The organism is Curtobacterium sp. BNK-1 (assembly GCF_048685235.1).
In the GTDB taxonomy this organism is placed as follows: domain Bacteria; phylum Pseudomonadota; class Gammaproteobacteria; order Enterobacterales; family Enterobacteriaceae; genus Pantoea; species Pantoea agglomerans.
On sequence record NZ_JBLQTJ010000001.1, the window covers coordinates 1,611,578 to 1,637,640 of the forward strand.

Below are 26,063 nucleotides of genomic sequence, written 5' to 3' on the forward strand. Positions count from 1 at the left end.
GCGAGTAATTACAGTTTCGGTGGTGTAACGCCGTCAATCTGCTCTGACTGCGCACCAGAACCGGGACGGGCATTGCCGAGCAGCGGCTCATCACCCAGAATCTCTGGCTGCTGTTTCGCGCTGAACTGACCATGGCCATCGTAAGCCGGGCCACTGCTCCAGCGACCTTCCGGCAGCGGTTTATCCAGCGAGGTATTCAGACAGTAGTAAGAGTGCTCCTGCGCCTCATGCTCCTGCGGGAAGCTGTTCGGGATCGGCAGCGACGCGTTCAGTCCGCCCATCTCTTCGATCACCGTCAGCCACTGCTGCTGATGCATAGTGTCACGAGCGATCAGGAAGGAGAGGAAGTCCTTCATGCCCTTGTCTTCCGTCATGTTGTAGAGGCGGGTAGCCAGTACGCGGCCGGTGGCTTCTGCGGTGACGTTAGCCAGCATATCGGCCGCCACGTTGCCGGAGGCATAGATATGACTCATATCAAAAGGCATGCCGTTGGCGTTAACCGGCATCGCTGCCAGACCGGAAGAGAGGATATGGCGCGGGTTCATTCCACCCAGAATTGCATTAACTACCGGATCTTTCGCTGACGCTTCCTGGTAAGAGAGCGGGGCGCCTTCAAGGTTAAGCGCCACGGCGTAGCCCAGCATTTCGATATGGCTCAGCTCTTCGGTAGCGGTCGAGATCAGCAGATCACGAATCCGCACATCACCGCGCGCGCCCATCGCCTGGAAAAAGTATTGCATCGCTACACGAATCTCACCTTCGACGCCGCCGATGGCCTGCTGGAGCAGCATGGCAAATTCTGGATCGGGTTTCTCTACACGAACCGGGAATTGAAGTTTTGATGAATGATGAAACATGATTATTTTCCTCATCTGTGTTTGCAGTAGATGCAGAAAAAGCCTGGACACAGATATCGGATAAATAAAGCGAAACGACAGCAATTAACCGGAATTTCAGGTTAAATAAATGGCGAAAACGGTGTTTTCCGGAGCTATATCTGGTCCGGTGGGGCAGGCAATCTTAGCGGTGTGAAGGGGACAAGTGATTCAGAGCAGGAGGAATAAAAAAAGCCCCATAACAGGGGCTGATTCCGGACGGGAAAAGCATCCATGCTAATTCGCGTTCCCTCATAACAGACACAGATTTTTAGCTGTCGCTGGTCGCCGAAGCGCGCTGCAGAACATGTTCAAGCGCCTGACGGTAAATATCCTGCTTAACCACGTCACGCTCACTCTCCAGGCGGTGAATCAGGCCCAGCACAATGTCTTTATCGGAGACATGGGTTTTCGCATGGGCGAGCTCGGCATGGACTGCGGCGATAACCTGTTTTTCAGTGGTCAGCGCTGTGCCAGAGTTCATGAAGTAATCAGAAATCTGAGACTCTGTATTCATCGTTGTTTGCATGTCAGGCCTCATAAGAAATGGGGGGAAGAACGCGTCGATTCAGATCCGGTTACCGGCTGACGCAAAAAAAAATGCATCTGAAGGTGGAAATCCACAACACCTTCAGATGCGGTGCAAAGCACCTTTCGTTACAAGTGATTTAACATCACGAGACAAAGTTATACAAGAATCGCAAAGTTGTACAATGAAATTTGACAAAATTTAACTGGTCGGTGGTGTATGTAAAAAGCATGTTTAAAGTGAAAAAAGAGGCTTTCGATGGTTAATTGAATAAATACAGTGAGTTGGTGAGGTTTTCAGAGGGGTGGCGATTTTCAGACCAGGAGGCTGGGGATTGTGCTGACGACACATCAATGCGTTAAAACCGCTTTTTTCCGCAGATTTCAGCCAAAGTTGTACAGGTTTCAGCGCTGGAAAAGTGGCGGGTGCGATTGTGCTGCTGCAATCCTGGCCGTCTGACAGGCCATGCCGCATAATTCACTTCCCACGCCTGATGCAGAAGGCTAAGGTTGACCCCTTATTTATCACAAGGAAATGATCATGGTTCACGACTATTTCGCAATTCCGCCTGCGGGCATGACTCAGGAACAACATAAACGTTCGGTCGCCGTGGCTGCTGCTCTGTCAGTGGCAAAGGAGTCCGTCAGCGCCTCCACCTCTGCAACCGGCTCAAAAACCGCCTGGGATCTGCAGGCCGTGGCGAATGAAGTTGCTAATCTGGCCGACGCGATTCAGGATGCGCTGGAGAGTGACAGCGAGGTGTAAATACTAACCGGTATCGTCTGAGGCTGCTGCGGAGGCGGTGCAGGACAGGGCGGTGGCAGCGTTCAGGAGCCGATAAAGTCCGGCAATCGGACGCTGCCGGAAAATCCGCTTATTCCATTGCGGGTGGCTCATATTTAATATACTGACGCAGGGCATCATGGATAGCCTGGTTATTGCCCTCTTCCAGACCGCGTTCGGCATACTCTTTCGCCAGCGCCGCCAGTACATCGTCAAACTTCCCTTTGTAATTGAGATTATTCAGCGCAATTTGCTGACCGAGTATCGCTTTTAATACCGTAGTCTCAACCCTTAACTGCGCAACTGCCTCTTCAAGATGTTTGATTCGATCGTCGTCTGCCATAATCCCTCCATGCTTAAAAAAGCAGAATAACCAGCCCGCCCGTAATATTCAAACCTCTCCGAATGCCAGAGAAGCGTTGTCAGATTTTCCTTAAGTAAAAATAATCAGCCGGTGAATTTATAAGATTCTTTACTGTAAGAAGAAATCGACGCTATTCCGGCGGTGCGGTGAAAGTAACCCGTTTCCGCTTACTCTGACGGCAATGCGAAAAAACGTTTAAAAAAAAGTGCATTACCATCAACCCTTTCGCTTAAAGATGTTCCATGTCACTTGATTAAAAGGGGGATTAGCTATTACTGTGTTTATATACAGTAATCTGAAAAAGGAGCGAAATTATGGAATTCATTAAACCTGCGGACATTCGTGCCGTTATGCCTTTACCGCTATATATCGAACGTGTGCCGTGCGGGTTTCCATCCCCGGCGCAGGATTATGTCGAACAACGTATTGATCTCAATGCGCTGATGGTTCAGCACCCCAGCGCCACCTATTTTGTCCGTGTCAGCGGCGAGTCAATGATTGAGGCGGGCATCAATGATGGTGACATGCTGGTGGTCGACAGTTCACTCACCGCCTCACACGGCGATATTGTGGTCGCCGCGGTGGAAGGTGAATTCACCGTTAAACGTCTCCAGCTTCATCCCTGCCTGCAACTGATGCCGATGAATACCAAATTTAAACCGATCGCTATCCAGACCGAAGATGCGCTGGAAGTGTTTGGCGTTGTGACCTTTGTTATTAAAGCGACCCACTGACCATGTTCGCGCTGGTCGATGTGAACTGCTTTTACGCGTCGTGTGAGACCGTTTTCCGGCCTGACCTTAAAGGTAAACCGGTAGTAGTGCTGTCGAACAACGACGGCTGCGTGATTGCGCGCAGCGCCGAGGCAAAGAAAGTCGGCATCAAAATGGGCGCGCCCTATTTTAAAATGCGTGAAGAACTAACGCGTCACGCGGTGCAGGTCTTCAGCTCAAATTATGCGCTCTACGCCGACATGAGCCATCGGGTGATGACCATACTGGAAGAGATGGCGCCGTCGGTGGAGATCTACTCGATCGACGAGGCGTTTATGGATCTCACCGGCGTGCAGAACTGTATGGCGCTGGAGACCTTTGGTCGCCAGGTCAGAGAACGAATAGGCAAAGAGACCCATCTGACCGTGGGCGTCGGCATTGCACAGACTAAAACGCTGGCCAAGCTGGCGAATTTTGCGGCCAAAAAGTGGAGCAAAACCGGCGGCATTGTCGACCTGTCGGACCCTGAACGACAAAAAAAGCTGCTGGCGCTGATTGATGTGGCGGAAGTCTGGGGCGTGGGTCATCGGATCGGCAAACGGCTCAACGCCATGGGCGTCATGACGGCGAAAGATCTGGCCGATCAAAGCACCGAGGCCATCCGCAAACAGTTCAGCGTCGTGCTGGAGCGCACTGTCAGAGAGCTGCGTGGCGAATCCTGTCTGGAGCTGGAGTCAGTGACGCCGGTAAAACAGCAAATCATGTGTTCGCGTTCGTTTGGCAGCCGTATCTCCGACTACGATCAGATGCGCGAGGCTGTCTGCGCGTATGCCGAGCGTGCGGCGGAGAAGCTGCGCCGTGAGAATCAATATTGCCGTCAGGTAGGGGTATTTGTGCGCACCAGTCCGCATGCGACTGACGAACCCTTTTATGGCAATCAGTCGATGGAGCAACTGCTGATTCCGACGCAGGACACACGCGACATCATCAGAGTTGCAATGGCGTGCCTGGATAACATCTGGATTGAGGGACATCGCTATATGAAGGCCGGCATCGTGCTGGGGGATTTTTTCAGCCAGGGCGTGGCTCAGTTTGATCTGTTTGACGAACATCAGCCACGCCGCAATAGCGAAGAGCTGATGAAGCTGATCGACACAGTCAACAAGCTCGGCAGCGGGAAGTTGTGGTTTGCCGGGCAGGGGATCAACAAAGCCTGGTCGATGAAACGCGAGATGCTGTCGCCTGCCTATACCACCCGGATAACCGATCTGCCTGTGGTTGCGCTTAAGTGAAGGCTGACCCGATGTTCCTCTGCTGCTGAAGCCGCGGCCTCTGCTAAAAGCTTTTTTTATCACGCGATTAAAGTGGCAGGAAGTTATGCTTTGCCTGACCCGATGAGTAGTTTTTCATCGGGTATTTTAAGCAAATTACCAGGTAAATATAATGGATTTCAGGCAGTTTGAAGCCAGAGTGATGCTCTGGCCCGCAATACATTTCACAGCAATCATAAAATCCCGCCATCATGACGAATATGAGATTTATGCGATCGACGATAACAGCAATATAAAAACCCGACTCTTTCTCTGTTTTGCTGACAATGAAAACCACGCCAGCCTGCTTATTAAGCAATTTACGTTATGGCTGATAAAAATAAACGCGCTGAAGCGCAGCCAGCAGCGGGAAAAAGGCCGCACAGAGACAACATCTTTATCTGAATGAACCGCGTCCGGCTTGCACCGCAGACCAGACGGCGGCTGGTCAGACAGCGGCGAATCATATTAATGCGTCCGGGAAATAACGGGCCGTCTGCGCGTGACGGGTGACGGACGGCCTGGCTTGTTACCCGCGCCTGGGATAGAATCGCCACTGATTTTGACAGCAACACACCCCCCAGGCCGGTAGCAATGATCACGACAGCCAAAACGTATAAAAACAAAGAGCGGGGACGCCCCAGAGAGTTCGGGATCGAACAGGCTCTGGATCACGCCATGATCGTTTTCCGGCAAAAAGGGTATCACGCGGCCTCAATGAACGATCTGGGTGAGGCGATGCATCTCTCCGCAGGCAGCATCTATAAGGCGTTTAAAGATAAGCGCTCGCTCTTCCTGCTGGTATTCGAACGCTATCTGTTGCTGAGAAATAGTGAGTTGCACCGTCGTCTGGCACCCTGTGCCAGCGGGCGGGGGAAAATAACCGAGCTATTGCAATTCTACCTGGATTCGGCACGTGCCACAGAAGGGCGTTGCGGCTGTCTGGTCGTCGCCAGCGCGATTGCGCTGCAGACGATGGATCAGCCACTCGCGCAGCGCATTGATGAGGTCGTTCAGCGTAATCAACGCTTCCTGGTCTCGCTGCTGGAGCTGGGACAACAGGATGGATCTATCGATAACACGCTGGACAGCGAGGCGGCAGCCGGTTTAATTCTCTGTATTGCTTTTGGATTGCGGGTGGCAGGTAAGGTCAGCGATGTGACTAACGAAGAAAAGACGCTGGCGCTGGCATTGAAAGTACTGGGGTAACCAGGCAAGGCCGCTCAATCAGTAAACAGACTTCCCGGACCTGGGCTTCCAGACAGAGAAATTCTGCACTTTCCTTTCCCCCCATCTGATTATGTGCCAGGCTTTCACGCTTTATCCTGTAGCGAAGAAAATTAAGGCGCGTTTCGTGAAAACCTCAATCTTACTGACACTTGTGGCAGCCATTGGCTGTTCTGTTTTTGCTGCCCGTGGTGGGTTTGAAACCCCTACAGCGAAACATCCAAAAACGCTGCAGGTGACTGAAAACGGGGAGCCGCTGACGCGCTGAGCGTGACGGCAGGTGGGGAGAAGCCGATGAAGGCCGGTTAACGGCCAGATGGCAGGCCGATGAGTGCAGAGCAATAGCACTCATCAATCTGCGTGGAAGCCGTTTCAGGCCGACACGGGAGCCGGGTGCAGAGCGTTGCAATTCACGTTCTGGTCACGTTCTGGCCGACATGCACTATTCCACTGCCACGCTGTCCCTGCTTCTCTGGCTGAGAGGCCAGGCGCGCGCCCGGCACCCAAAATAAACAGCAATGACCCGCACATAACTAACGATAATCTTTAAGATTAACCGGCGCCTGTCCGGTCTCGACCAGCCAGTTTAATTCGGCACGGTCGCGCGTTGAGGATTCGATAAAACCTTTGAGCCAGTTCCGCGCATCGGCAATCTGCGTGACCCGCTCATCGTTGCGCTCCTGTTCGGCCATTTCGCTCAGTTGGCGAATCAGTGCTACCAGCGTAATCTCCTGTTCGTCAAAAGCCAGATTAATTGCAGCTTCACCAAGAATCATATGACCCGTTGTTTTGTCGTGATAAACCATCTGCACCCTCCTGATTAAGTAGCGATATAAAGAGTCTAGTTAAAGGCGCTCTGGACTAAAAGGTGGGAAACAGCAGGGCGCTATGATTAAAATTTACCGAAAATAAAGTGAACCTTTAATCGAGGCGGTAAACCACTCATATCAAAGCATAAAAACAGGCTGAGGTTTTTTGTGAGAAATAAGCTGAGCTATTATGCTGGTTAAAAAAGCTGGGAGTTGCCGGAAATTCAGATAAGGGCGGAACGGCGCATTTCGTTATCAGATTATTATCTGCACCACTATCCGCACGGTTGCCTGCCATATTATGGCCACGCCGCAGCGGATATTTCTGATTTATAAACCACCGGGGAATAAAACCGGGCCTGTGCGCCACTTCGTGCCAGGCGCAGACAAAAATAAAGCCGCTCGTGGGCGGCTTTATTCATCGGGCAACAGCGATCGGATTATTTCTTCGGTACTTCAGAGACCGCTTTAACGTCCGCTTTATTAATCTGCTGCTTCACGCCATTTGCATCGGTATAAGCCAGCAGGCCGGCATCCGATTCAGAAGGCTTGCCATCACTAATAATGGTGCGTCCATCGTTAGTCTGAATCGCATAACTGGTACGGGTGCAGCCGGTTAATACGGTCATACCAATCAATGCGGCGAGAGGTAAAATCAGCGCTTTTTTCATCTTATTCACCTTATATTAGTTGTCGAGTTCACTCATATTACTGATCTCATTACGATTGATCTGCTCAGTTTTTCCTGTCTGAGCATCGCGGTAAGAAACCAGACCAGTATCTGAATCAATCTGCGGTTTACCATCGGTGACAATCGTGCGGCCATCGGTGGTCTTAATCGACTGGTTTGAGGCACAACCTGCCAGCGTACCTAAAGAGAGAGCCAGCAACGCAATGGCTGACAGGGATTTCATTTTCATTTTTTCTGCTCCATGAAGTATATCCGAACGTTTACAGCATAGTCGGCTTTATCAGGTTTGCTGGCCCTGTCGCGTCTCGCTGCCTGTTTTTTAAACAAAACCGGAGTGTGTGGTGCTGATTAGGGGGTATGACGACGTGAAATAGCATTTATTGCAAATGTACCCAGCCGTTCTGTGCCATTTCAGCAGAAGATGCGCTGTATCAAAATAAGATCGATGCTGATGCGGGAAATAAGCACGGCAGCCAGAGCGGATATTTCCGTAAAAGCCAGAATAGCTGTGCGGAAATAGTCAGCATGTGGGGGAATGTCTGGCGGGATTCATGGGTCCGATACCCTGAAGGCTATCGGACCCGTGGAGAAGCGGATCAGAGGATGGAGTCTTCGCCCGCTTTGGCGGCCGCTTTTTCTGCTTTCATGGCGCTGACCGGGTCTGATGCGCTCAGCCAGCGGTCAAATTTCTGGTAGGTGTCGATAAAGGTTTTAAAGTAGCTGCTGGCGATGGTGGCATTCTCTTTGTGGTTCATAAACGCCACTGCCAGCTTAAATGCATCTTCGTTATCAAATTTCATGTTTGTCTTCCTCGCTTAAGATCTATAGAGCGTAGCCTGAGAACGCGGCCTGTGCATTCAGACAACCGTCTGAAAAGGCGCAATAATTCAGCCTGACTGACAGCATCTGCCAGATTGGCGTGGATTCCCACTTACTTCGCGCCCAATCCTTCTTATAATGCCAGCTTCACTCGTGAAGGAGACCCGCTAATGTTGAAAGGATTAACCATTGCCGCGGTGCTACTGCTGTCAGGCTGTAGCCTGATGCATAAACAGCCGCCGTCGCCGCAGACCCTGCACTATCGCTGCGGAACCATGCCCCTGACCGTGACGCTGGACGAGGCGCAGCAGCAGGTCAGTTTCATTATGGATGGGCAGCCTCTGACGCTGAAGCAGACGGTATCCGCTTCCGGCGCACGCTACAGCGATAACACCTATGTGTTCTGGTCCAAAGGAAACGGCGCATTTATCGAACGTAACGATAAAATTGTCGTGAATGATTGTGAGCTGCAACCTGCCAGCTGACTTGTTATCTGAATAGGCGAGCATTATGAGCGACAGCGAAACGCTACACACCATTGCCCATCTGCGGCGTGAATATACCCGCGGTGGATTGCGTCGTAAGGATCTGCCGGACGATCCGATCGCGCTATTTGAACAGTGGCTAAGCCAGGCCTGCGAGGCAAAACTGCCCGATCCTACCGCCATGACCGTGGCAACCGTGGATGAGCAGGGCCAGCCATGGCAGCGTATCGTGCTGCTGAAGCACTACGATGCGCAGGGCATGGTGTTTTACACCAACCTCGGCAGCCGTAAGGCGCTGCAGCTGGCGCACAATCCGCGCATCTCTCTGCACTTCCCGTGGCACTATCTGGAGCGTCAGGTGATGGTGCTGGGTGAAGTGGAAAAACTGTCGCCCCTCGAGGTGCTGAAATATTTCCACAGTCGTCCGCGCGACAGTCAGATTGGTGCCTGGGTGTCGAAGCAGTCAAGCCGTATTTCGGCACGCGGTATTCTGGAAGGAAAGTTCCTGGAGCTTAAACAGAAGTTCCAGCAGGGCGAAGTGCCGCTGCCCAGCTTCTGGGGTGGCTACCGGGTGAAATTTCACACGCTGGAGTTCTGGCAGGGTGGCGAACATCGTCTGCACGATCGTTTCATCTATCAGCGCGATCACGACGGCTGGAAAATCGACCGTCTGGCACCCTGAATCTGCACGATTCGCCCCTATCAGCGCTGGCACAGAAAGCGTCAGCGCTTTATGCTATAGCCCTGATTTTTTTCGATTCCGCAACTCAGCGGAAAGCTGTGTACCAGCATAGGTGCAGTCTGATCAATTTGGAGTCAGTAATGACCAGCAGTAACCTGATACAACAATTGCAGGAGAGGGGCCTAATCGCCCAGGTGACGGATGAAGACGCGTTAACAGAGAAACTGGCGCAGGGGCCAATTTCGCTCTATTGCGGCTTTGACCCCACTGCTGACAGCTTGCATTTGGGCCATCTGGTACCGCTGCTCTGCCTGAAGCGTTTTCAGGATGCCGGCCACAAGCCGGTGGCGCTGGTCGGTGGTGCAACCGGCCTGATTGGTGACCCGAGCTTCAAAGCCGCAGAGCGTAAACTTAATACCAGTGAAACCGTCAACGAATGGGTTGAAAAGATCCGCCAGCAGGTGGCGCCATTCCTCGACTTCGATTGCGGCAGCAACAGCGCCATCGCTGCCAACAACTACGACTGGTTTGGCGGCATGAACGTGCTGACCTTCCTGCGTGATATCGGCAAGCACTTCTCTGTTAACCAGATGATCAACAAAGAAGCGGTGAAGCAGCGTCTGAACCGTGACGATCAGGGCATCTCCTTTACCGAGTTCTCCTATAATCTGCTGCAGGGCTATGACTTCGCCTGTCTGAACGAGCTGCACGGTGTGTCCCTGCAGATTGGTGGTTCTGATCAGTGGGGCAACATCACCTCCGGTATCGATCTGACCCGTCGTCTGCATCAGAACCAGGTCTTTGGCCTGACCGTTCCGCTGATCACCAAGTCTGACGGCACCAAATTCGGTAAAACCGAAGGCGGCGCAGTCTGGCTGGATGCGAAGAAAACCAGCCCGTACAAGTTCTATCAGTTCTGGATCAACACCGCGGATGCTGACGTCTATCGCTTCCTGAAGTTCTTCACCTTCCTGAGCATGGAAGAGATCAACGCGCTGGAAGAAGAGGACAAAAACAGCGGCACCGCGCCACGTGCGCAGTACGTGCTGGCTGAGCAGGTGACGCGTCTGGTACATGGCGAAGCGGGTCTGTCGGCGGCGAAACGCATTACTGCCAGCCTCTTCTCCGGATCCGTGAGCGAAATGACCGAAGCCGATTTTGAACAGCTGGCGCAGGATGGTATGCCAACTATCGTGCTGGGCGCTGACGATGATCTGCAGCAGGCGCTGGTAAAAGCAGAGCTGGTGCCGTCCCGTGGCCAGGCGCGCACCATGATCGGCTCCAATGCCGTTTCACTGAACGGTGAAAAGCAGTCCGATGCGGAGTACCGCTTCAGCGACAGTGACAAACTGTTTAACCGCTATACGCTGCTGCGTCGCGGCAAGAAACATTACTGCCTGATTAACTGGCAGTAAGATTTCAGGGCCGGTTTCCGGCCCTTTTTTTATGGCAAGGCAGGACAGGGCAAACAAGTGAAAAATATTTTAGCGATTCAGTCGCACGTTGTTTTTGGTCACGCCGGTAACGCGGCGGCTGAGTTTCCGATGCGCCGTATGGGCGCAAACGTCTGGCCGCTGAATACTGTGCAGTTTTCCAACCATACACAATATGGCCACTGGACCGGCACGGTGATGCCTGCAACGCATTTAACCGACATTGTTAAAGGCATTGCTGACATCGACCGCCTGAAGACCTGTGACGCGGTCCTGAGCGGTTATCTGGGCTCGGCAGAGCAGGGCGAGCAGATTCTGCAGATTGTCCGTCAGGTCAAAGCGGCCAACCCGAATGCCTGGTACTTCTGCGATCCGGTCATGGGCCATCCGGAGAAAGGCTGCATCGTGGCGCCGGGTGTGGCGGAGTTTCACTGTAAAATGGCGATGCCTGCCAGCGACATTATCGCTCCGAACCTGCTTGAACTGGAGATGCTGAGCGAGCGCACCGTCACAGACGTCGACGCGGCGGTAGACGCTGCGCGGGCACTGATTGCCCAGGGACCACGCGTGGTGCTGGTGAAGCATCTGGCGCGTGCGGGTCGTCGCAGCGATCGCTTTGAAATGCTGCTGGTGACGGCTGAAGATGCCTGGCACATCAGCCGTCCGCTGGTCGATTTCGGTGTCCGTCAGCCGGTCGGCGTGGGCGATCTCACCAGCGGTCTGCTGCTGGTGAATCTGCTACACGGCAAATCATTGCAGGATGCGCTGGAGCATGTCACCGCAGCGGTATACGAGGTGATGCTGAAAACCCATCAGATGGGCGAATATGAACTGCAGCTGGTGGCGGCACAGGATGCCATCGCCACGCCGACGCAGCACTTCGCGGCAGAAAAACTGTAACGCATCAGGGCCGGATAACCGGCCCTGTTGACTCAGGCTAAGCCTTCCGCTTTAAGCGCCGCCTGCACCGCAGGACGTTCCGCGACACGATCAAACCACGCGCCCAGCGCCGTAAAGCCGGATAAATCCAGTCCCAGCGCTTTTGCCCAGCGCGTCACCACAAACAGATAGGCATCCGCCACGCTGAAATGCAGCCCCATCAGCCACTGTTTGTCGCGCAGTGACTCATCGACATAGCGGAATTTTGCTTCCAGCTGGCTGCGGGTCTGCGCTTTCACCTCATCGGAGTAACCGGGGCGAAACAGTGGCCCAAAGCTTTTATGCAGCTCACTGCCGATGTAGCTGAGCCACTCCACGGTGTGATAACGCGTCAGGCTGCCAACCGGTGCCAGCAGATGGCGATCGGGCTTAAGATCCGCCAGGTACTGAACAATGGCAACGCCTTCTGTCAGCACAGAACCGTCGCTGAGCTGCAGCGCGGGCACCTGGCCTTTAGGATTGATTTGGCGGAAGTCATCGCCCCGTTCAGTGATTTTTGTGGCCAGATCAACACTCACCTGAGTGAAGTCGAGTCCGCATTCACGCATAACAATATGGGGTGAGAGAGAGCAGGCACCCGCTTTGCAAAACAGTTTCATGACCAGGTACTCCTTGTTGCAATGGGATCCTTGCATAGTAAAGAGTCAAAGCGGGATTACCAGTGACAAAGATCAGGGATCTGCGAAGGGCGTTGCGGCAAGCCATAAAAAAAGCCGGGCAGAGCCCGGCTTAGCTGAAGTGCAGCGTGAATTACGCCTGCACGTTATTTTTTTTCGCGTCAGGATCCTGCGCCATGCGGTTCAGCATCGGCGCCGTAATCAGCATCAGCAGGGCGATCACCGCCGTCACGATACCAATCTGCTGGAATACGCGGCTGTAGGTCGCCAGCGAAATCAGTGGATCGGTAACGTTTTCAGGCACGGCCATCAGATTTGCCACTTTACCGGCAATCACTGCCGCGCCAGCGGTAGTCAGGAACCAGGAACCCATGATAAAGCCCATCAGACGCTGAGGCACCAGCTGTGCCACCATCGCCAGGCCGAGGCCAGAGATCATCAGCTCACCGATACTCTGCAGCGCATAGCTCAGGATCAGCCAGTTAACGGAAACGATACCGGCATCGCTGGCGAACTTCGCACCCACCGGCAGCACCAGGAACGCAGCGGAGCAGAGCACCATACCAAAGGCAAACTTGTGCGGCATCGGCAGTTTATCGCCCAGCTTGTTATAGAGCGCCGCCAGCAGCGGACTGGCCAGCATAATCCAGAACGGGTTCAGCGCCTGGAACTGCTCGGGGGCAAAAGTAATGCCGAGAATGGTGTGCTCAACGTTGCGGATAGCAAAGAAGTTGAGTGACGTTGGCATCTGCATATAAAGCACGAAGAACAGAATCGCTTCGACCATCAGCAGGAAGGCAACAATCATCTTACGACGTGCCGCTCCCTGCAGTGCAAAGGCCTCTTTGGCAAACACCAGCACGATACCCAGGGCAATCACGGCCAGCACCAGTCGTGCGATAGACTGGTGATGCAGCATCCAGTTGGCCAGTGCGATCAGTACGACGATGCCGACCAGCGTCATCAGCAGTTTTCCGATCTGCAACGGAGCGAAATCGGGTTTAGAACCGTAATCCTTAACCATGCGTTTGCAGAACAGGAAGTTAAACAGGGTGATGATCAGACCGATAACGCACAGTGAGAAGGCTACGCTATAACCATATTTCGCCGCTAACCACGGTGTCAGCATCATTGAGAAGAGTGAACCGATGTTGATCGACATATAGAACATGGTGAAAGCACCGTCGAGACGCGGATCATCTTTGTCATAGCAGGTAGAGAGCAGCGAAGAGGGGTTTGCCTTAAACAGGCCGCTACCCACCGCGATGGTCGCCATACCGATGTAGACAATGCTGACGTTATGACCGGAGAACGCCACCAGCGCATAGCCCAGCGCCAGCACCAGGACACCCAGCACGATGACGCGTTTAGTACCCAGCACCTTATCACCGAGCCAGCCGCCAATCGCGACCAGACCATACACCAGCGCACTGAATGAAGAGAACAGGGTAATGGAGTCTGATTCAGACAACCCCAGTTGCTTCACCAGGTAAACCGCCATAATGGCCTGCAGGCCATAGAAGCCAAAACGTTCCCATAACTCAATCGAGAAGATTAAGTAGAACGCCTTCGGCTGTTTAAACGCATTGAGACTGACAGCCTCATCAGTGTGTTTGTTTGCAGTTGACACATGTACCTCAGTTTTTTCATACCCTGTTTCGGGACAGGAATTAAGTCCGCGTCATGTGAGTTTTCCATGCGCAAGATTGTTATTAGAAGGGAAAAGCGGCGACTAATTTGGCTGATTACGGGCGGCAGGGCAAGAATTTTCTGACAACCCGCCCGACCCTGGAATGTTGGGTTAAAAAACTTATAGCAAACTGTTAATTGGTTTTTAATTTTGAGTGTAGGGAAAATAGCAGCGCATAAGCGCTGGATAAGCGCCTCGCACTGGAGAGTATTAACATTAACTGCTAATGCGTGATTAACCAGATAAATAGTTTGCTGAATGATAATCAGGCAGCACTAACGGCAGGTTGCTGATTAATTCACAGTCAATCTGCCGAATTATCGGACATTACACGCCTGGCATTGCCGCAAAAACCGTCAAATGATGATCCTGTGCACAAACAGATGATTTATTTCAGAAAGGAAAAAAAGAAACCGGTTGCGTCGTCTCGTCTGACGCGGGAGCTGAGGGGGCTCGCAGGCGCAGGCAAGATAAAAATCAGCTCAGCCTGCCGGTGAAAAGCCGCCCGTGCGTGTTAAAAAACGTATCGCGATAATCCGCTTTCAGCTCGCCCTCGACAGAAAATTAACATTACTGTAACCTCTCAATTTCCCCGAGAAGGATCTGTTTATGTCGTCCCCCCTGCGCTTATCCCTGGTTGGTGACTACCGCGCCGATGCGGTTGCCCATCAGGCTATCCCCCTTGCTATTGAACGTGCTGCCCGCTGGCTGAATATCACCGCTGAAGCGGAGTGGATCGCCACTGACCGACTGGATGAGTCAGAACTGCAACTCAGCCACGCCGTCTGGGTGGTGCCCGGTAGCCCCTATCGAAATGATGCCGGCGTGTTTGAAACACTCCGCTGGGTGCGTGAAACCGGAAAGCCTTTTCTTGGCTCCTGCGGTGGATTCCAGTATGCGCTGATCGAGTATGCGCGCAACGTACTGGGCTGGCAGGATGCCAGTCATGCCGAGACGGACACCGAGGGGAGGATGGTGATTGCCCCGCTGAGCTGTTCGCTGGTGGAACAGCGCGGCGCGGTGAGGTTCGGACCCGGGTCACGCATTGCCAGAGCCTATGGCGCGCTGGAGAGCGATGAAGGTTATCACTGTAACTTTGGTGTTAACCCGGAATTCAGTGCAGCGCTGGGCGATAATACGCTGCGCATTACTGCCTGGGACAACGCGGGCGATGTGCGTGGCGTTGAGCTACCGGATCACCCATTCTATGTCGCGACGCTGTTTCAGTCGGAACGCGCCGCCCTGCAGGACAAAGATTCTCCGCTGGTGATTGCCTGGATGCAGGCGGCGCTGGCGCAACGCTAAACGCAATCATCCTGTGACACTGTCACAGGATGATGTGTATCAGCGCAGCATGGCCGGACGTTTTGCGTTAAAGGACCAGTTATCGATCAGAAACTGCATGCCCAGCGCATCGTTTCGGTTTTTGTCCGGTAGCGAGTTGTAGAGCGCATGTGCCGCTTCAACCCGCGCCATATTCAGGGTAATCCCCAGCCCTGGACCCTCTGGCAGTTCCAGATAGCCATCCCGAATCTGCGGCGCATGCTGCGTCAGCTGCTGCCCATCCTGCCAGATCCAGTGGGTATCAAAGGCGGTCAGGCGATCACCGGGTGCGGCTGCCCCCAGATGCGCCACCATCGCCAGCGACACGTCAAAGTGGTTGTTTGAGTGGCAGCCGGTGGTCAGGCCCCACTCATGGCAGAGCTGCGCCACGGTGTGTGCGTTACGCATCGTCCAGAAGTGTGGGTCGGCCAGGGGAATGTCGATGGCATTGAGCTGCAGCGCATGCTGCAACTGTCGCCAGTCATTGGCGATCATATTCGTGGCAACCGGAATGCCGGTGGCCCGCCTGAATTCTGCCAGCGTTTCCCGACCGGAATAGCCATGCTCCGCGCCGCAGGGATCTTCCAGATAGGGAATGCGGCCCGCCAGCTGTTTGCCATAATAAATGGCCTCATCCAGCGACCAGCTGGCGTTAGGATCAACCGTTACCCGGGCCTGCGGGAAGCGCGCCAGCAGGGCATTGACCGTCTCCACTTCCACTTCGCCGTGATGCACACCGCCCTTGAGTTTGAAATCGCGGAAGCCATAGCGATCCGCTGCCGCCTCCGCCAGCCGCACCACGCCTTCCGCGTCCATCGCTTTCTCATGACGCAGTTGCAGCCAGGCATCACCACCCGCGTGGCCCGCCTGATAGTTCATGCTGGTCAGATTACGGTCGGCGATATAGAACAGATAGCCGAGGACCGGCACCCGATCGCGCTGCTTGCCGCTGGCAAGTAACTCGGCCACCGGCAGATTCAGGTGCTGACCCAGCAGATCAAGCAGCGCCGCTTCAATCGCCGCGGTGGCGTTGTAAAACTTCTCCGGGTTCATCTGCGGAATATGAATGTCGTCGGTATGCGCGGTCTGCTGGTGTCGTGCGTCGCTGGCAAACAGCGTGGCGATAGTGGCATTCAGCCGCAGGAGTTCGCTGCCCTCAATCTGCGGACGAAAGCGCTCAAGCAGCGCCAGCGTTGAAGCGTGACAGGGACTTTCGCCGACGCCGGTACGGCCAGCCGAGTCAGTCAGGATCACCAGGATACGGGTAAAGTAGCAGTTGTGTGCGCCGCCAATGTTCAGCAGCATGCTGTCATATCCGGCGACCGGCACTACCCGCATTGTTTTAATGACTGGACTGTCTGACATGTTGATTCTCCATAGGATCAAGGGAAGGCGGGGATGGCTTGCGGCGCAGCAGCAGCCACAGTCCGGTCAGCAACGAGACGCTGGTCAGGGCATAGAGACCGCCGGTAGTGGAGCCGGTCTTCATCTCCAGATAGCCAAACACCGTCGGTGCGAAGAAGCCGCCAAGGTTGCCAACGGAATTCACCAGCGCAATACCGGGCGCAACAATCGAGGCGGGCAGCTCTCCCTGTGGCATCGGCCAGAAAAAGGTCGCGCTGACTTTCGAGCCGATACAGGCCACGATCATCGCCAGGAAGCCAAACCACGGGGAACCCAGCGTGGCCATAAAGGTACCGCAGGCCGCGACCAGCATGGCGACACCCAGCGCTTTATCGAGCTTGTCGCGGTGGCGGTCTGAAAAACGGCTCAGCAGATTAATGGCAATAATGGCGCACAGCCAGGGCACGGCGGTGAGAATGCCGATGCCAAAACTGCTGAAGCCCTGAATGCGCTGAATAATCTGCGGCAGCCAGAACACCAGCGTATAGCCGGTCATGGTCATAGTGAAAAAGATCGCGCAGAAGAACAGCAGGCTGCGATTACGTAGCAGCGACATTTTGCCTGGCTCGCGGTTAAGCTCGTCACGCTGCGCCTCTTCATTCTGCAGCTGCTGCACCAGCGCCTGTTTCTCCGCGGCACTCAGCCAGCGCGCCTCGCCAGGTCGTGACACCAGCACCCAGGCGGCGAGAATGCCGACCAGCACCGACGCACCGCCTTCGAGAAACATCACCCACTTCCAGCCTGCAATCCCCATGAAATTGTGCATCATCAGGATCGCGCCGGTGATGGGGCCGGAGAAGAGAAAGGCGCCAGCGGTGGCACTCAGCACCATCGCGGTGGCGCGGCCGCGCCAGGCATTGGGCACCCACTGACGGAAATAGAACAGCACGCCAGGAAAGAAGCCTGCTTCCGCTACGCCAAGTAAAAAACGCAGCAGGTAAAACTGGATCGGTGAGGTGACGAAACCGGTCAGGACCACCACCAGTCCCCAGGTAATCATAATGCGCGTCAGCCAGACGCGGGCGCCGAAGCGCTTCATCATCAGGTTGCTCGGCACCTCAAACAGCGCATAGCCGATAAAAAAGAGGCCCGCGCCCAGCCCAAAGGCCGCCGCGCTGATCCCGGCATCGGTTCGCAACTCCGCTTTGATAAAGCCAATATTGGCGCGGTCGATCTGGTTAATAATCAGCATCACCACCAGCATCGGGATGATATGGGTGAAGAACTTTTTGATGGCGGAGGCGATCAGCTCATCGTGCTGCGGGGACAAGGCGCTATCCATCGGTCTTCCTCGTGAGAAACGTAAAGAAGAGCAAAGTGTAGGGCGCTGAAAAGGCCAGCTCTATGGGCATCCGCCCAGGAGCCGATGGGCGTACGGCCTGGACGGTTGTGTTATCAGTATGTTACGGAGTGGCGTGGGCGAAGCGGCAGAGTAAAACTGTGGCAGCGATCAACTTCTCAGGACCAGGGTTCAGGGGAGACCTGAATGCCAGAATTCGCGCCGACAGGTTTCAGCCACTGAACTGACGGCGCTGGGCAATCTCTTCAGCACGCAGCAGCAGCGCCTGCAAATCATCCTCGTCAATATCCAGCAGTTCACCGTCCTGCAAAGCCTGATGCAGATCGGCGCGCGTCAGCGGCACCGGCATGGCTACCGGATCGGGTTTAACTTCTTCCGGGGCCAGCGGATGCGGATAGCGACGACCGGCCAGATTATTAAACAGCAGAGCCAGCAGGGCGAGGGTCAGTGAATTGAGCAGGATCGGCGTCAGGACAAAGTGATATCCAAGCTGCTGCACCGAAGGGCCGCCCAGAATAGCGGTCAGCGCAACGGCACCGCCGGGCGGATGCAGACAGCGCAGCTGGAACATTAACAGGATCGCCACACAGGCTGCGACGCCGCAGGCAAGGGCAGGATCAGGGATCAGCTGGCTGACGGTAACGCCCGCCAGCGCTGACAGGCTGTTGCCGCCGACGATTGCCCACGGCTGAGCCAGCGGACTGGCGGGCAGACCAAAGAGTAAAACCGCCGAGGCACCGACCGGCGCGACAAACCACAGGTTCAGTTCGCCCAGCACCCAGTGGCTCAGCAGGCTGGTCAGGATCAAGCCGATACCGGCACCCAGTCCGGCGATCACCACATGCTTTTTACTCACTGCCAGCGGATGTGGCCAGAGGCGCGCCAGAAACAGGCGCAGAGGATGGCTTCCGGCAGAAGCGCTTTTGTTCATTACTTTACTCACTGTGTCATAACATTTTCTTATCGTCAGGGGCGGCGATTTTCCATCATCAACATCAATGTAACAACCCGACAAACTGTACTGTTATTCGTACGAGCAGGGAGAGCAGCGAAAAGGGGGATCGGGCAGGAGACGCGTTAGCAGAAGTGATCGCCGGATAATAAAAAACCCGCCGCAGCGGGTCTTTCATCAGTGCAATCACTCGACTTTGTCGGGATACTCGCAGAGATCTTCAATCAGGCAGGAGCCACAGCGGGGTTTACGCGCTACGCAGGTGTAGCGACCGTGCAGAATCAGCCAGTGATGGCAATCAACCTTATACGCCGCCGGAACCACCTTCAGCAGCTTCTGCTCCACCTCTTCCACATTCTTACCCGGCGCAAATTTCGTCCGGTTGCTGACGCGAAAAATATGGGTATCGACGGCTATCGTCGGCCAGCCAAAGGCGGTGTTGAGCACCACATTGGCGGTTTTACGGCCGACACCGGGCAGGGCTTCCAGTGCCGCACGATCTTCCGGCACTTCGCCGTTGTGCTGCTCAAGCAGAATGCGGCAGGTTTTAATCACATTTTCCGCTTTGCTGTTAAACAGGCCGATGGTTTTAATGCACTCCTTCACGCCATCCACACCCAGCGCCAGCATCGCGGCAGGCGTATTGGCCACCGGATAGAGCTTTGCGGTGGCTTTGTTCACGCTGACATCGGTCGCCTGCGCCGAGAGCAGCACCGCGATCAGCAACTCAAACGGCGTGCTGAAGTTGAGTTCGGTGGTCGGATGCGGATTATTCTGCTGCAGCCGACGGAGAATTTCGGTGCGCTTGGTCTGATTCACACCGGTTTCCCGACAGCGTCCTGAGGCGGCGCGGTTTCAGCCGCCTGAGCACGCAGTGCTGCCCGCTGTTTCATCTTCTGATCGATCAGATATTTACCCGCCAGCATCATGCCCAGGCCGATAAAGGCGCCTGGCGGCAACATTGCCAGCAGCATTGGCGAGTCGAAATGGACCACTTCGATTCGCAGCGACTTCGCCCAGGGACCGAGCAGCTGGTCGGCACCGTTAAACAGCGTGCCGCTGCCGATAATTTCGCGCAGCGATCCCAGCACCACCATGGCGCAGGTCGCGCCCATGCCGATGGCAAAGCCATCCAGCGCGGCAAGCGGGATGCTGCTTTTAGAGGCGACGGCTTCAGCACGGCCAACCACGATGCAGTTGGTCACGATCAGCGGGATAAAAATCCCAAGCGACTGATAAAGACCATAGGCATAGGCGTTGATCAGCATCTGTACGCAGCTCACCACCGAGGCGATGATCATCACATAAATCGGGATACGGATTTCCGATGGCACCCAGCGGCGCGAGGCGGAAATAAAACTGTTGGTCAGGGTCAGCACCAGCGTGGTCGCCAGACCTAAACCCAGCGCGTTGGTGGCGGTTGCCGTGACCGCCAGCAGCGGACAGAGGCCCAGCAGCTGCACCAGCGCTGAGTTGTTCTTCCATAATCCACCGACCAGCAGGCTTTTAGCTTCACTCATTTGCGTCTCCACATACCGGTAACGAAGAGAGTCTCTCCGGAAGCGTTTTCATTAACAGCGCGGTGCGTTTGGTCGCATTGACCACCGCGCGTGGGGTAATGGTGGCACCGGTGAACTGATCGAATTCACCGCCATCTTTCTTAACCGCAAAAGCTTTATCCGCCGGACCATGAACCACTTTGCCATTAAAGCTGTTGATCCAGTCAGAGATACGCAGTTCGATCTTATCCCCCAGACCGGGCGTTTCGTGGTGTTCAATCACCCGCACGCCCAATACTTTACCCTGGAAATCGGCACCGACCAGCATCTGTATCGCACCAGAATAGCCGTCAGGTGCAGTCGTCTCCAGTGCAGCCGCGACCGGCTGGCCGCCTTTACGCGCCAGGAAGAGATGATGCGGCGCACTGTTGCCCAGCGCTGCATCCGTGACAACGTAACAGTCCTGCTGGATGTTGTTGTCATAAAGCTCAACAGGCACCACCTGGTCCAGCAGGTTTTTCTGCTGCAACAGGGTCTGATGTTCCACCGTCGGCTTGGTTACCGTATTTACCACTGCCGTGGCGGCGGTAGTGATCGCAGCAAAAATCGCCAGCGTAACCCCGTTTTTGCGAATCGTCTCCAGCATCGCTTAATCCTTCTGATGGCCGTAAACGCGCGGCTGGGTGTAGTAATCGATGAGCGGCACACAGATGTTCGCCAGCAGCACAGCAAACGCTACGCCATCGGGATAACCGCCAAAACTGCGGATCAGCCAGACCAGCAGTCCAATCAGCGCGCCATACACCAGGCGGCCACGGTTGGTGGTTGAAGCGGTCACCGGATCGGTGGCAATGAAGAACGCACCCAGCATGGTGGCACCGGAGAAAAGATGAATCAGCGGGCTGTTCAGCGATTCTGGTGAGAAGAACCAGCCCAGCGTCGCGCAGAAGGCCAGTGACAGCAGCATGGCGGCAGGGACATGCCAGCGGATAGCATTTTTCCACAGCAGGAACAGGCCGCCGGCCAGATAACCCACGTTAACCCACTGCCAGCCGAGGCCCGCCAGCACACCGCTGTAAATCGGCTGCGCCAGCAGATGTTCAGCACTGTGCCCCGCGCGTAAACCAGTTTTAAACGTATCAAGCGGCGTCGCCTGGCTGATGCCATCAACACCCATCTGTAGCTGCTGCATGGTTTCACCCGCCAGCGTGTGGCCCTGGAACACCATGCTCAGGCTGTCCATCAGCCCGGGTTTGATCGCCTGAAGCGTATCGGGCGGCAACCAGCTGGTCATCTGCACCGGGAAGGAGATGAGCAGGACCACATAGCCGACCATCGCCGGGTTAAACGGATTCTGGCCCAGTCCGCCATAGAGCTGCTTCGCAATGACGACAGCAAACAGGGTACCGATCACCACCAGCCACCACGGCGCCAGCGGCGGCAGGCTGATACCGATCAGGACGGCGGTCAGCAGCGCCGAGTTATCTGCCAGCGTGCTGGCAACGGGCGCTTTGCGCAGTCGCAGAATCGCTGCCTCTGTCAGCCAGGCGGTCAGCGTCGCCAGTAAGACCTGTAAAAAGGTGCCGTAGCCAAAGAAATAACACTGTGCAGCAAAACCTGGCACCGCGGCCAGCACCACCAGCAGCATGATATTGCCGGTGCTGCGGCGATTATGGGTGTAAGGAGAACTTGCGATACGAAAAGCCATTTAATCCTCAAGCGTCGTAGACGACTGCGCTTTACGCACTTTGGCACGGGCGATGGCGGCAGCAATAGCGGCCTTGCGCGCATCATCGGGTTGATTCAGTTCAGGTGCCTGTTCAGGTTCTGCATTGGCGTTGTTTGCCTGCTCCTGGGCCTGCTCCGCTTTATCCACCGCAAAATGCGCGGCGGTGGCCAGTGCTGCGGCATCACGTGAAGCGGCATCCGCCTCACTTTCCGCCTGTGCGGCTTTCTTCGCTTTGGCGCGGGCGATGGCGGCCTGAATCGCGGCTTTACGCGGATCGGTCTCAGCGGCGGCATCTGGCGCAGCCTCTGCAGCGCTGTCGCCTGCGGCCTGTGCCTCGGCGTTTTCAGCCTGTGCGGCTTTCTTCGCTTTGGCGCGGGCGATAGCGGCCTGAACCGCGGCTTTACGCGGATCGGTCTCAGCGGCGGCGTCTGTCGCGGCTTCTGCAGTTTTGTCGGTTGCGGCCTGCGGTGCCTCGGCGTTTTCAGCCTGTGCGGCTTTCTTCGCTTTGGCGCGGGCGATGGCGGCCTGAACCGCGGCTTTACGCGGATCGGTCTCAGCGGCGGCGTCTGTCGCGGCTTCTGCAGTTTTGTCGCCTGCGGCCTGTGCCTCGGCGTTTTCAGCCTGTGCGGCTTTCTTCGCTTTGGCGCGGGCGATGGCGGCCTGAACCGCGGCTTTACGCGGATCGCTTTCAGCGGCGGCGTCTGGCACGGCTTCTGCAGCGCTGTCGGTTGCGGCCTGCGGTGCCTCGGCGTTTTCCGCCTGCACGGCTTTCTTCGCTTTGGCGCGGGCAATGGCTGCCTGAACCGCGGCTTTACGCGGCTCGGTCTCAGCGGCGTCGGCTGGCACGGCTTCTGCAGCGCTGTCGGTTGCGGCCTGCGGTGCCTCGGTGCCTTCAGCCTGAGCGGCTTTCTTCGCTTTGGCACGGGCGATGGCGGCTTCGACTGCCGCTTTACGCGGATCGACAATGGCCTCAGCCTGGTTATCCGCCGCATCAACCGGCACTGTTTTCTTCGCTTTCGCCCGGGCAATAGCCGCTTCAACCGCCGCTTTACGCGGATCGACGGTCTGACGCGTCACCGGCTGTGTTTCAGCCTGCGCCTCGGCCTGACGCAGACGCGCCTGCGCATGGCGGGCTTCACGCTGGGCTTCAAGCGTTGCCTCATCCGGTTCGGCCGTCTGGCGGGCTTTCACCCGCGCTTTGGCCGCAGCCAGTTCGCTGGTATCGGTGCGGGCAACGCGTTGCTTCGCCTCTTCATGACGCGCTTCACGAGCCTGCTTTTCACGCTCCAGTCGCGCCTGGCGTGCTTCGAAGCGTGCTTTGGCTTCCAGCGTGCGTTTCGCTTCCAGATCGATGGCGCGCAGTTCCGCTTTTTCCTGACGGTAATATTGCACCAGCGGAATATTGCTCGGGCAGACATAGGCGCAGGCACCACATTCGATGCAGTCATCAATATGGTGAGCGCGCGCTTTATCGTGATCGCCGCCCTGGCTGTACCAGTAAAGCTGCTGCGGCAGCAGTTTGGCCGGACAGGCATCGGCACAGGCTGAACAGCGAATGCAGGACTGCTCTTCGTCGTTGTTGCCCATTTCACTGGCAGATGGAGCCAGAATACAGTTGGTGATCTTCACCACTGGCACATCCAGCGATGGCAGAGTAAAGCCCATCAGCGGACCGCCCATGATCACCATCTGACGCGGCGCAGGCGTGAACCCGACCTGGTGTAACAGATGGCTGATCGGGGTGCCGAGACGACTCCAGACGTTACGCGGCTGGGCAATCGCCTCGCCGGTCAGCGTCACAACGCGTTCGGTGATCGGTTCACCATTGATAATGGCCCGCTTAACCGCCCAGGCGGTGCCGACGTTCTGCATCAGCACGCCGATATCGGAGGAACGCCCGCCGTGCGGCACTTCCTTCCCGGTCAGGATGCGGGTCAACTGCTTGGCACCGCCGGAGGGATATTTGGTCGGGATGACCCGGATGTGCAGATCGCGCTCGCTACCCAGCGCCTGCTTCAGTGCGGCAATGGCTTTAGGCTTGTTATCTTCAATGCCAATCAGCACCTGTTCAGCCTGTAACACCCAGGCGAGAATACGGCTGCCTTCCAGGACTTCGGCAGCGTAGTCCTGCATCAGACGATCGTCAGCGGTGATATAAGGTTCACACTCCGCCGCGTTAATAATCAGGGTTTTAACCCCGCGCAGGCCGCCCTTCAGTTTGGTGGCGGTAGGGAAACCCGCGCCGCCGAGACCGGCGATGCCGGCGTCGTGAATACGCTTAACAATGTCGGCGCGCGGATGCTGACGGTAGTCAGGCAGCGGATCCAGCGGCATCCAGCGGTCGTCGCCATCTGGCGTCAGGAAAATGCAAAGCTCAGAGAGACCGGAAGGGTGCGCGGTCATATGCTGACCGATATCTTCAATCACGCCGGAGGTGGGCGCATGGACTGGCAGCATGCGGCCAGTGCCAAATGTCAGAGGCTGACCGCGCAGCACTTTGTCGCCAGGCGCAACGCAGATCTCACCTTCATGTCCGATATGCTGTTTCAGTGGGATAATAAAACGGTGCGGCAACGGCAGTTCGGAGAGCGGCGTGCCGTTGGACTGGGTTTTCATTTCCGGCGGATGAATACCACCCTGAAAATCCCAGACCTTCTCTTTTTTCAGGAAGTTAAACAGATTAAGCATGAGTTTCTACCGGGATCACCCGTACAGGAATGGTATTTAAATCCCACTTCCAGTTAGCTGGCGTGGTGGCAACCGGACGCATTTCAATACAGTCAGTCGGGCAGGGCGCGACACAGAGATCGCAGCCGGTGCAGACATCGCTCAGCACGGTGTGCATGGCGCGGGTTGCCCCGACAATCGCATCCACCGGACAGGCCTGAATACATTTGGTGCAGCCAATGCAGTTGGCTTCATCAATAAACGCCACGGTGCGCACCGGCTCTTTCGCCGTTTCGTCGCCATCAATCGGCTGCGGTTCAACGTTAAGCAGGGCTGCCAGCTTAAGCATGGTCTGCTCACCACCTGGCGCGCATTTATTGATCGCTTCACCATTATTGCCGACCGCATCCGCATAGGGACGACAACCCGGATAGCCACACTGACCGCACTGGCTCTGCGGCAGGATGGCATCAATCTGCTCAACAATAGGATCTTCTTCGACTTCAAAGCGGCGCGAGGCGTAACCCAGCAGCGCGCCGAACACCAGGCTCAGCGCACTTAATACGGCAACAGCAATCCAGATCGCGGTCATCAGAATTTCACCAGACCGCTGAAGCCCATAAATGCCAGCGCCATCAGGCCCGCGGTAATCAGGGCGATGGAGTTGCCTTTAAACGGGGCAGGAACATTAGCCAGCACCAGCCGCTCGCGCATACCGGCGAACAGCACCATCACCAGCGAGAAGCCGATAGAGGCACTGAAACCATACAGCGCGGCCTGCATAAAGGTGTGGTTAAGGTTGACGCTCAGCAGAGGTACGCCCAGCACCGCACAGTTGGTGGTGATCAGCGGCAGAAAGATACCCAGCAGACGATAGAGCGACGGGCTGGTTTTACGCACCACCATTTCGGTGAACTGCACCACGACGGCGATCACCAGGATATAGGCCATGGTACGCAGATAGACCAGATCCAGCGGCAGCAGGATCAGATGGTTGACCAGCCATGAGCAGATCGAGGCCAGGGTAATGACGAATGTCGTGGCGAGGCCCATGCCAATCGCCGTTTCCAGTTTTTTGGAAACGCCCATAAAAGGACACAGGCCGAGAAACTTCACTAAGACGAAGTTATTCACCAGCACGGTGCCAACAAAGAGAAGCAGATAATCGGTCATTTTTTCGCCTGGGAGCCAGAAAGCGGCTTATTATCATTGATAGCGCGGCG

General features: G+C 55.6%; 29 protein-coding genes. 10 read left to right on the forward strand and 19 right to left on the reverse strand.

From position 1 onward, the window contains the following. Positions 1-8: 8 nt before the first annotated feature. Both ACMGGP_RS07680 and ACMGGP_RS07685 read right to left on the reverse strand, forming a co-directional pair. Positions 9-857 (reverse strand): manganese catalase family protein, encoded by an 849-nt coding sequence (locus ACMGGP_RS07680; RefSeq protein WP_498798326.1) that lies wholly within the window; start codon positions 855-857, stop codon positions 9-11. Between the two features lie 289 nt (positions 858-1,146). Next, complete coding sequence (locus tag ACMGGP_RS07685) at positions 1,147-1,359, reverse strand: biofilm development regulator YmgB/AriR family protein (protein ID WP_498798327.1); 213 nt, start codon at positions 1,357-1,359, stop codon at positions 1,147-1,149. A 585-nt stretch (positions 1,360-1,944) separates the two neighbouring features. Between ACMGGP_RS07685 and ACMGGP_RS07690 the strand changes: the two genes are divergently transcribed. Beyond that, positions 1,945-2,169, forward strand: coding sequence for a hypothetical protein (locus ACMGGP_RS07690; protein ID WP_010245468.1), 225 nt, complete (start codon positions 1,945-1,947; stop codon positions 2,167-2,169). Between the two features lie 109 nt (positions 2,170-2,278). On the opposite strand, the gene ACMGGP_RS07695 is transcribed toward ACMGGP_RS07690, so the two are convergent. Further along, positions 2,279-2,530 carry a hypothetical protein gene (locus ACMGGP_RS07695; protein WP_010670062.1) on the reverse strand — a complete coding sequence of 84 codons (252 nt, stop codon included), beginning with the start codon at positions 2,528-2,530 and terminating at the stop codon, positions 2,279-2,281. A 335-nt stretch (positions 2,531-2,865) separates the two neighbouring features. Here ACMGGP_RS07695 and umuD point away from each other — a divergent pair, with 335 nt between their 5' ends. The 4 genes from umuD to ACMGGP_RS07715 all read left to right on the forward strand — a co-directional run bounded on the left by umuD (position 2,866) and on the right by ACMGGP_RS07715 (position 5,783). Next, complete coding sequence (gene umuD, locus ACMGGP_RS07700) at positions 2,866-3,285, forward strand: translesion error-prone DNA polymerase V autoproteolytic subunit (protein WP_010245460.1); 420 nt, start codon at positions 2,866-2,868, stop codon at positions 3,283-3,285. A 2-nt stretch (positions 3,286-3,287) separates the two neighbouring features. After that, the gene (gene umuC / locus ACMGGP_RS07705) at positions 3,288-4,556 is read left to right on the forward strand and encodes a translesion error-prone DNA polymerase V subunit UmuC (RefSeq protein WP_045140393.1); all 1,269 of its coding nucleotides are present in this window, start codon (positions 3,288-3,290) and stop codon (positions 4,554-4,556) included. Between the two features lie 151 nt (positions 4,557-4,707). After that, complete coding sequence (locus ACMGGP_RS07710) at positions 4,708-4,983, forward strand: hypothetical protein (RefSeq protein WP_033767133.1); 276 nt, start codon at positions 4,708-4,710, stop codon at positions 4,981-4,983. A 185-nt stretch (positions 4,984-5,168) separates the two neighbouring features. Beyond that, positions 5,169-5,783 (forward strand): TetR/AcrR family transcriptional regulator, encoded by a 615-nt coding sequence (locus ACMGGP_RS07715; RefSeq protein WP_033757531.1) that lies wholly within the window; start codon positions 5,169-5,171, stop codon positions 5,781-5,783. Positions 5,784-6,334: 551 nt separating this feature from the next. Here the strand turns inward: ACMGGP_RS07715 and ACMGGP_RS07720 are convergent. From ACMGGP_RS07720 to ACMGGP_RS07735, 4 genes are all read right to left on the reverse strand, one after another. Next, positions 6,335-6,607: a hypothetical protein gene (locus ACMGGP_RS07720; protein ID WP_022625718.1), complete on the reverse strand. Its 273-nt coding sequence runs from the start codon at positions 6,605-6,607 to the stop codon at positions 6,335-6,337. Between the two features lie 443 nt (positions 6,608-7,050). Continuing rightward, positions 7,051-7,281, reverse strand: a complete 231-nt coding sequence (locus ACMGGP_RS07725; protein WP_010245445.1) for a YgdI/YgdR family lipoprotein — start codon at positions 7,279-7,281, stop codon at positions 7,051-7,053. Positions 7,282-7,296: 15 nt separating this feature from the next. Next, on the reverse strand, positions 7,297-7,530 hold the full coding sequence (locus ACMGGP_RS07730) for a YgdI/YgdR family lipoprotein (RefSeq protein ID WP_010245442.1): 234 nt from the start codon (positions 7,528-7,530) through the stop codon (positions 7,297-7,299). A 367-nt stretch (positions 7,531-7,897) separates the two neighbouring features. Continuing rightward, a complete protein-coding gene (locus tag ACMGGP_RS07735) occupies positions 7,898-8,101 on the reverse strand; it encodes a hypothetical protein (RefSeq protein WP_003848989.1) in 204 nt (67 codons plus the stop codon). 189 nt (positions 8,102-8,290) lie between these two features. On the opposite strand from ACMGGP_RS07735, the gene ACMGGP_RS07740 reads away from it, so the two are divergent. The 4 genes from ACMGGP_RS07740 (at position 8,291) to pdxY (ending at position 11,620) form a co-directional block, all read left to right on the forward strand. Continuing rightward, on the forward strand, positions 8,291-8,605 hold the full coding sequence (locus tag ACMGGP_RS07740; protein WP_187513612.1) for an MliC family protein: 315 nt from the start codon (positions 8,291-8,293) through the stop codon (positions 8,603-8,605). Between the two features lie 25 nt (positions 8,606-8,630). Further along, on the forward strand, positions 8,631-9,287 hold the full coding sequence (gene pdxH, locus ACMGGP_RS07745) for a pyridoxamine 5'-phosphate oxidase (RefSeq protein WP_010670068.1): 657 nt from the start codon (positions 8,631-8,633) through the stop codon (positions 9,285-9,287). Positions 9,288-9,427: 140 nt separating this feature from the next. Beyond that, entirely contained in the window at positions 9,428-10,702 is a 1,275-nt protein-coding gene (gene tyrS, locus ACMGGP_RS07750) for a tyrosine--tRNA ligase (protein ID WP_010245429.1), read from the forward strand. A gap of 57 nt (positions 10,703-10,759) precedes the next feature. After that, complete coding sequence (pdxY, locus tag ACMGGP_RS07755) at positions 10,760-11,620, forward strand: pyridoxal kinase PdxY (protein WP_010245428.1); 861 nt, start codon at positions 10,760-10,762, stop codon at positions 11,618-11,620. A gap of 32 nt (positions 11,621-11,652) precedes the next feature. Here pdxY and gstA read toward each other — a convergent pair whose 3' ends face one another. Together gstA and dtpA are read right to left on the reverse strand one after the other, a co-directional pair. Next, on the reverse strand, positions 11,653-12,258 hold the full coding sequence (gstA, locus tag ACMGGP_RS07760; RefSeq protein WP_033757533.1) for a glutathione transferase GstA: 606 nt from the start codon (positions 12,256-12,258) through the stop codon (positions 11,653-11,655). A gap of 151 nt (positions 12,259-12,409) precedes the next feature. Further along, complete coding sequence (gene dtpA, locus ACMGGP_RS07765) at positions 12,410-13,906, reverse strand: dipeptide/tripeptide permease DtpA (protein ID WP_010245419.1); 1,497 nt, start codon at positions 13,904-13,906, stop codon at positions 12,410-12,412. 669 nt (positions 13,907-14,575) lie between these two features. Here dtpA and ACMGGP_RS07770 point away from each other — a divergent pair. Continuing rightward, positions 14,576-15,271 (forward strand): CTP synthase C-terminal region-related (seleno)protein, encoded by a 696-nt coding sequence (locus tag ACMGGP_RS07770; RefSeq protein WP_187505428.1) that lies wholly within the window; start codon positions 14,576-14,578, stop codon positions 15,269-15,271. Between the two features lie 39 nt (positions 15,272-15,310). Here the strand turns inward: ACMGGP_RS07770 and ACMGGP_RS07775 are convergent, their stop codons facing one another. From ACMGGP_RS07775 to rsxA, 10 genes are all read right to left on the reverse strand, one after another. After that, positions 15,311-16,654, reverse strand: a complete 1,344-nt coding sequence (locus ACMGGP_RS07775; RefSeq protein ID WP_158149340.1) for an enolase C-terminal domain-like protein — start codon at positions 16,652-16,654, stop codon at positions 15,311-15,313. Next, positions 16,632-17,975, reverse strand: a complete 1,344-nt coding sequence (locus ACMGGP_RS07780) for an MFS transporter (RefSeq protein WP_010245410.1) — start codon at positions 17,973-17,975, stop codon at positions 16,632-16,634. The genes ACMGGP_RS07775 and ACMGGP_RS07780 overlap by 23 nt, the downstream gene beginning before the upstream one ends. Positions 17,976-18,204: 229 nt before the next feature. Next, positions 18,205-18,924, reverse strand: a complete 720-nt coding sequence (locus ACMGGP_RS07785; protein ID WP_010670074.1) for an HPP family protein — start codon at positions 18,922-18,924, stop codon at positions 18,205-18,207. A gap of 207 nt (positions 18,925-19,131) precedes the next feature. Then, positions 19,132-19,764 (reverse strand): endonuclease III, encoded by a 633-nt coding sequence (gene nth / locus ACMGGP_RS07790; RefSeq protein ID WP_159226396.1) that lies wholly within the window; start codon positions 19,762-19,764, stop codon positions 19,132-19,134. Further along, positions 19,761-20,465, reverse strand: coding sequence for an electron transport complex subunit E (locus tag ACMGGP_RS07795; RefSeq protein ID WP_010245400.1), 705 nt, complete (start codon positions 20,463-20,465; stop codon positions 19,761-19,763). Before ACMGGP_RS07795 ends, nth begins: the two co-directional genes overlap by 4 nt. Beyond that, complete coding sequence (gene rsxG / locus ACMGGP_RS07800) at positions 20,458-21,090, reverse strand: electron transport complex subunit RsxG (protein ID WP_010245397.1); 633 nt, start codon at positions 21,088-21,090, stop codon at positions 20,458-20,460. The genes ACMGGP_RS07795 and rsxG overlap by 8 nt, the downstream gene beginning before the upstream one ends. A 3-nt stretch (positions 21,091-21,093) precedes the next feature. After that, on the reverse strand, positions 21,094-22,152 hold the full coding sequence (rsxD, locus tag ACMGGP_RS07805; RefSeq protein ID WP_010670076.1) for an electron transport complex subunit RsxD: 1,059 nt from the start codon (positions 22,150-22,152) through the stop codon (positions 21,094-21,096). After that, positions 22,153-24,861 (reverse strand): electron transport complex subunit RsxC, encoded by a 2,709-nt coding sequence (gene rsxC / locus ACMGGP_RS07810; RefSeq protein ID WP_498798328.1) that lies wholly within the window; start codon positions 24,859-24,861, stop codon positions 22,153-22,155. After that, the gene (rsxB, locus tag ACMGGP_RS07815; protein ID WP_010245386.1) at positions 24,854-25,432 is read right to left on the reverse strand and encodes an electron transport complex subunit RsxB; all 579 of its coding nucleotides are present in this window, start codon (positions 25,430-25,432) and stop codon (positions 24,854-24,856) included. The genes rsxC and rsxB overlap by 8 nt, the downstream gene beginning before the upstream one ends. Next, on the reverse strand, positions 25,432-26,013 hold the full coding sequence (gene rsxA / locus ACMGGP_RS07820) for an electron transport complex subunit RsxA (RefSeq protein WP_498798329.1): 582 nt from the start codon (positions 26,011-26,013) through the stop codon (positions 25,432-25,434). The genes rsxB and rsxA overlap by 1 nt, the downstream gene beginning before the upstream one ends. Between the last annotated feature and the right edge of the window lie 50 nt (positions 26,014-26,063).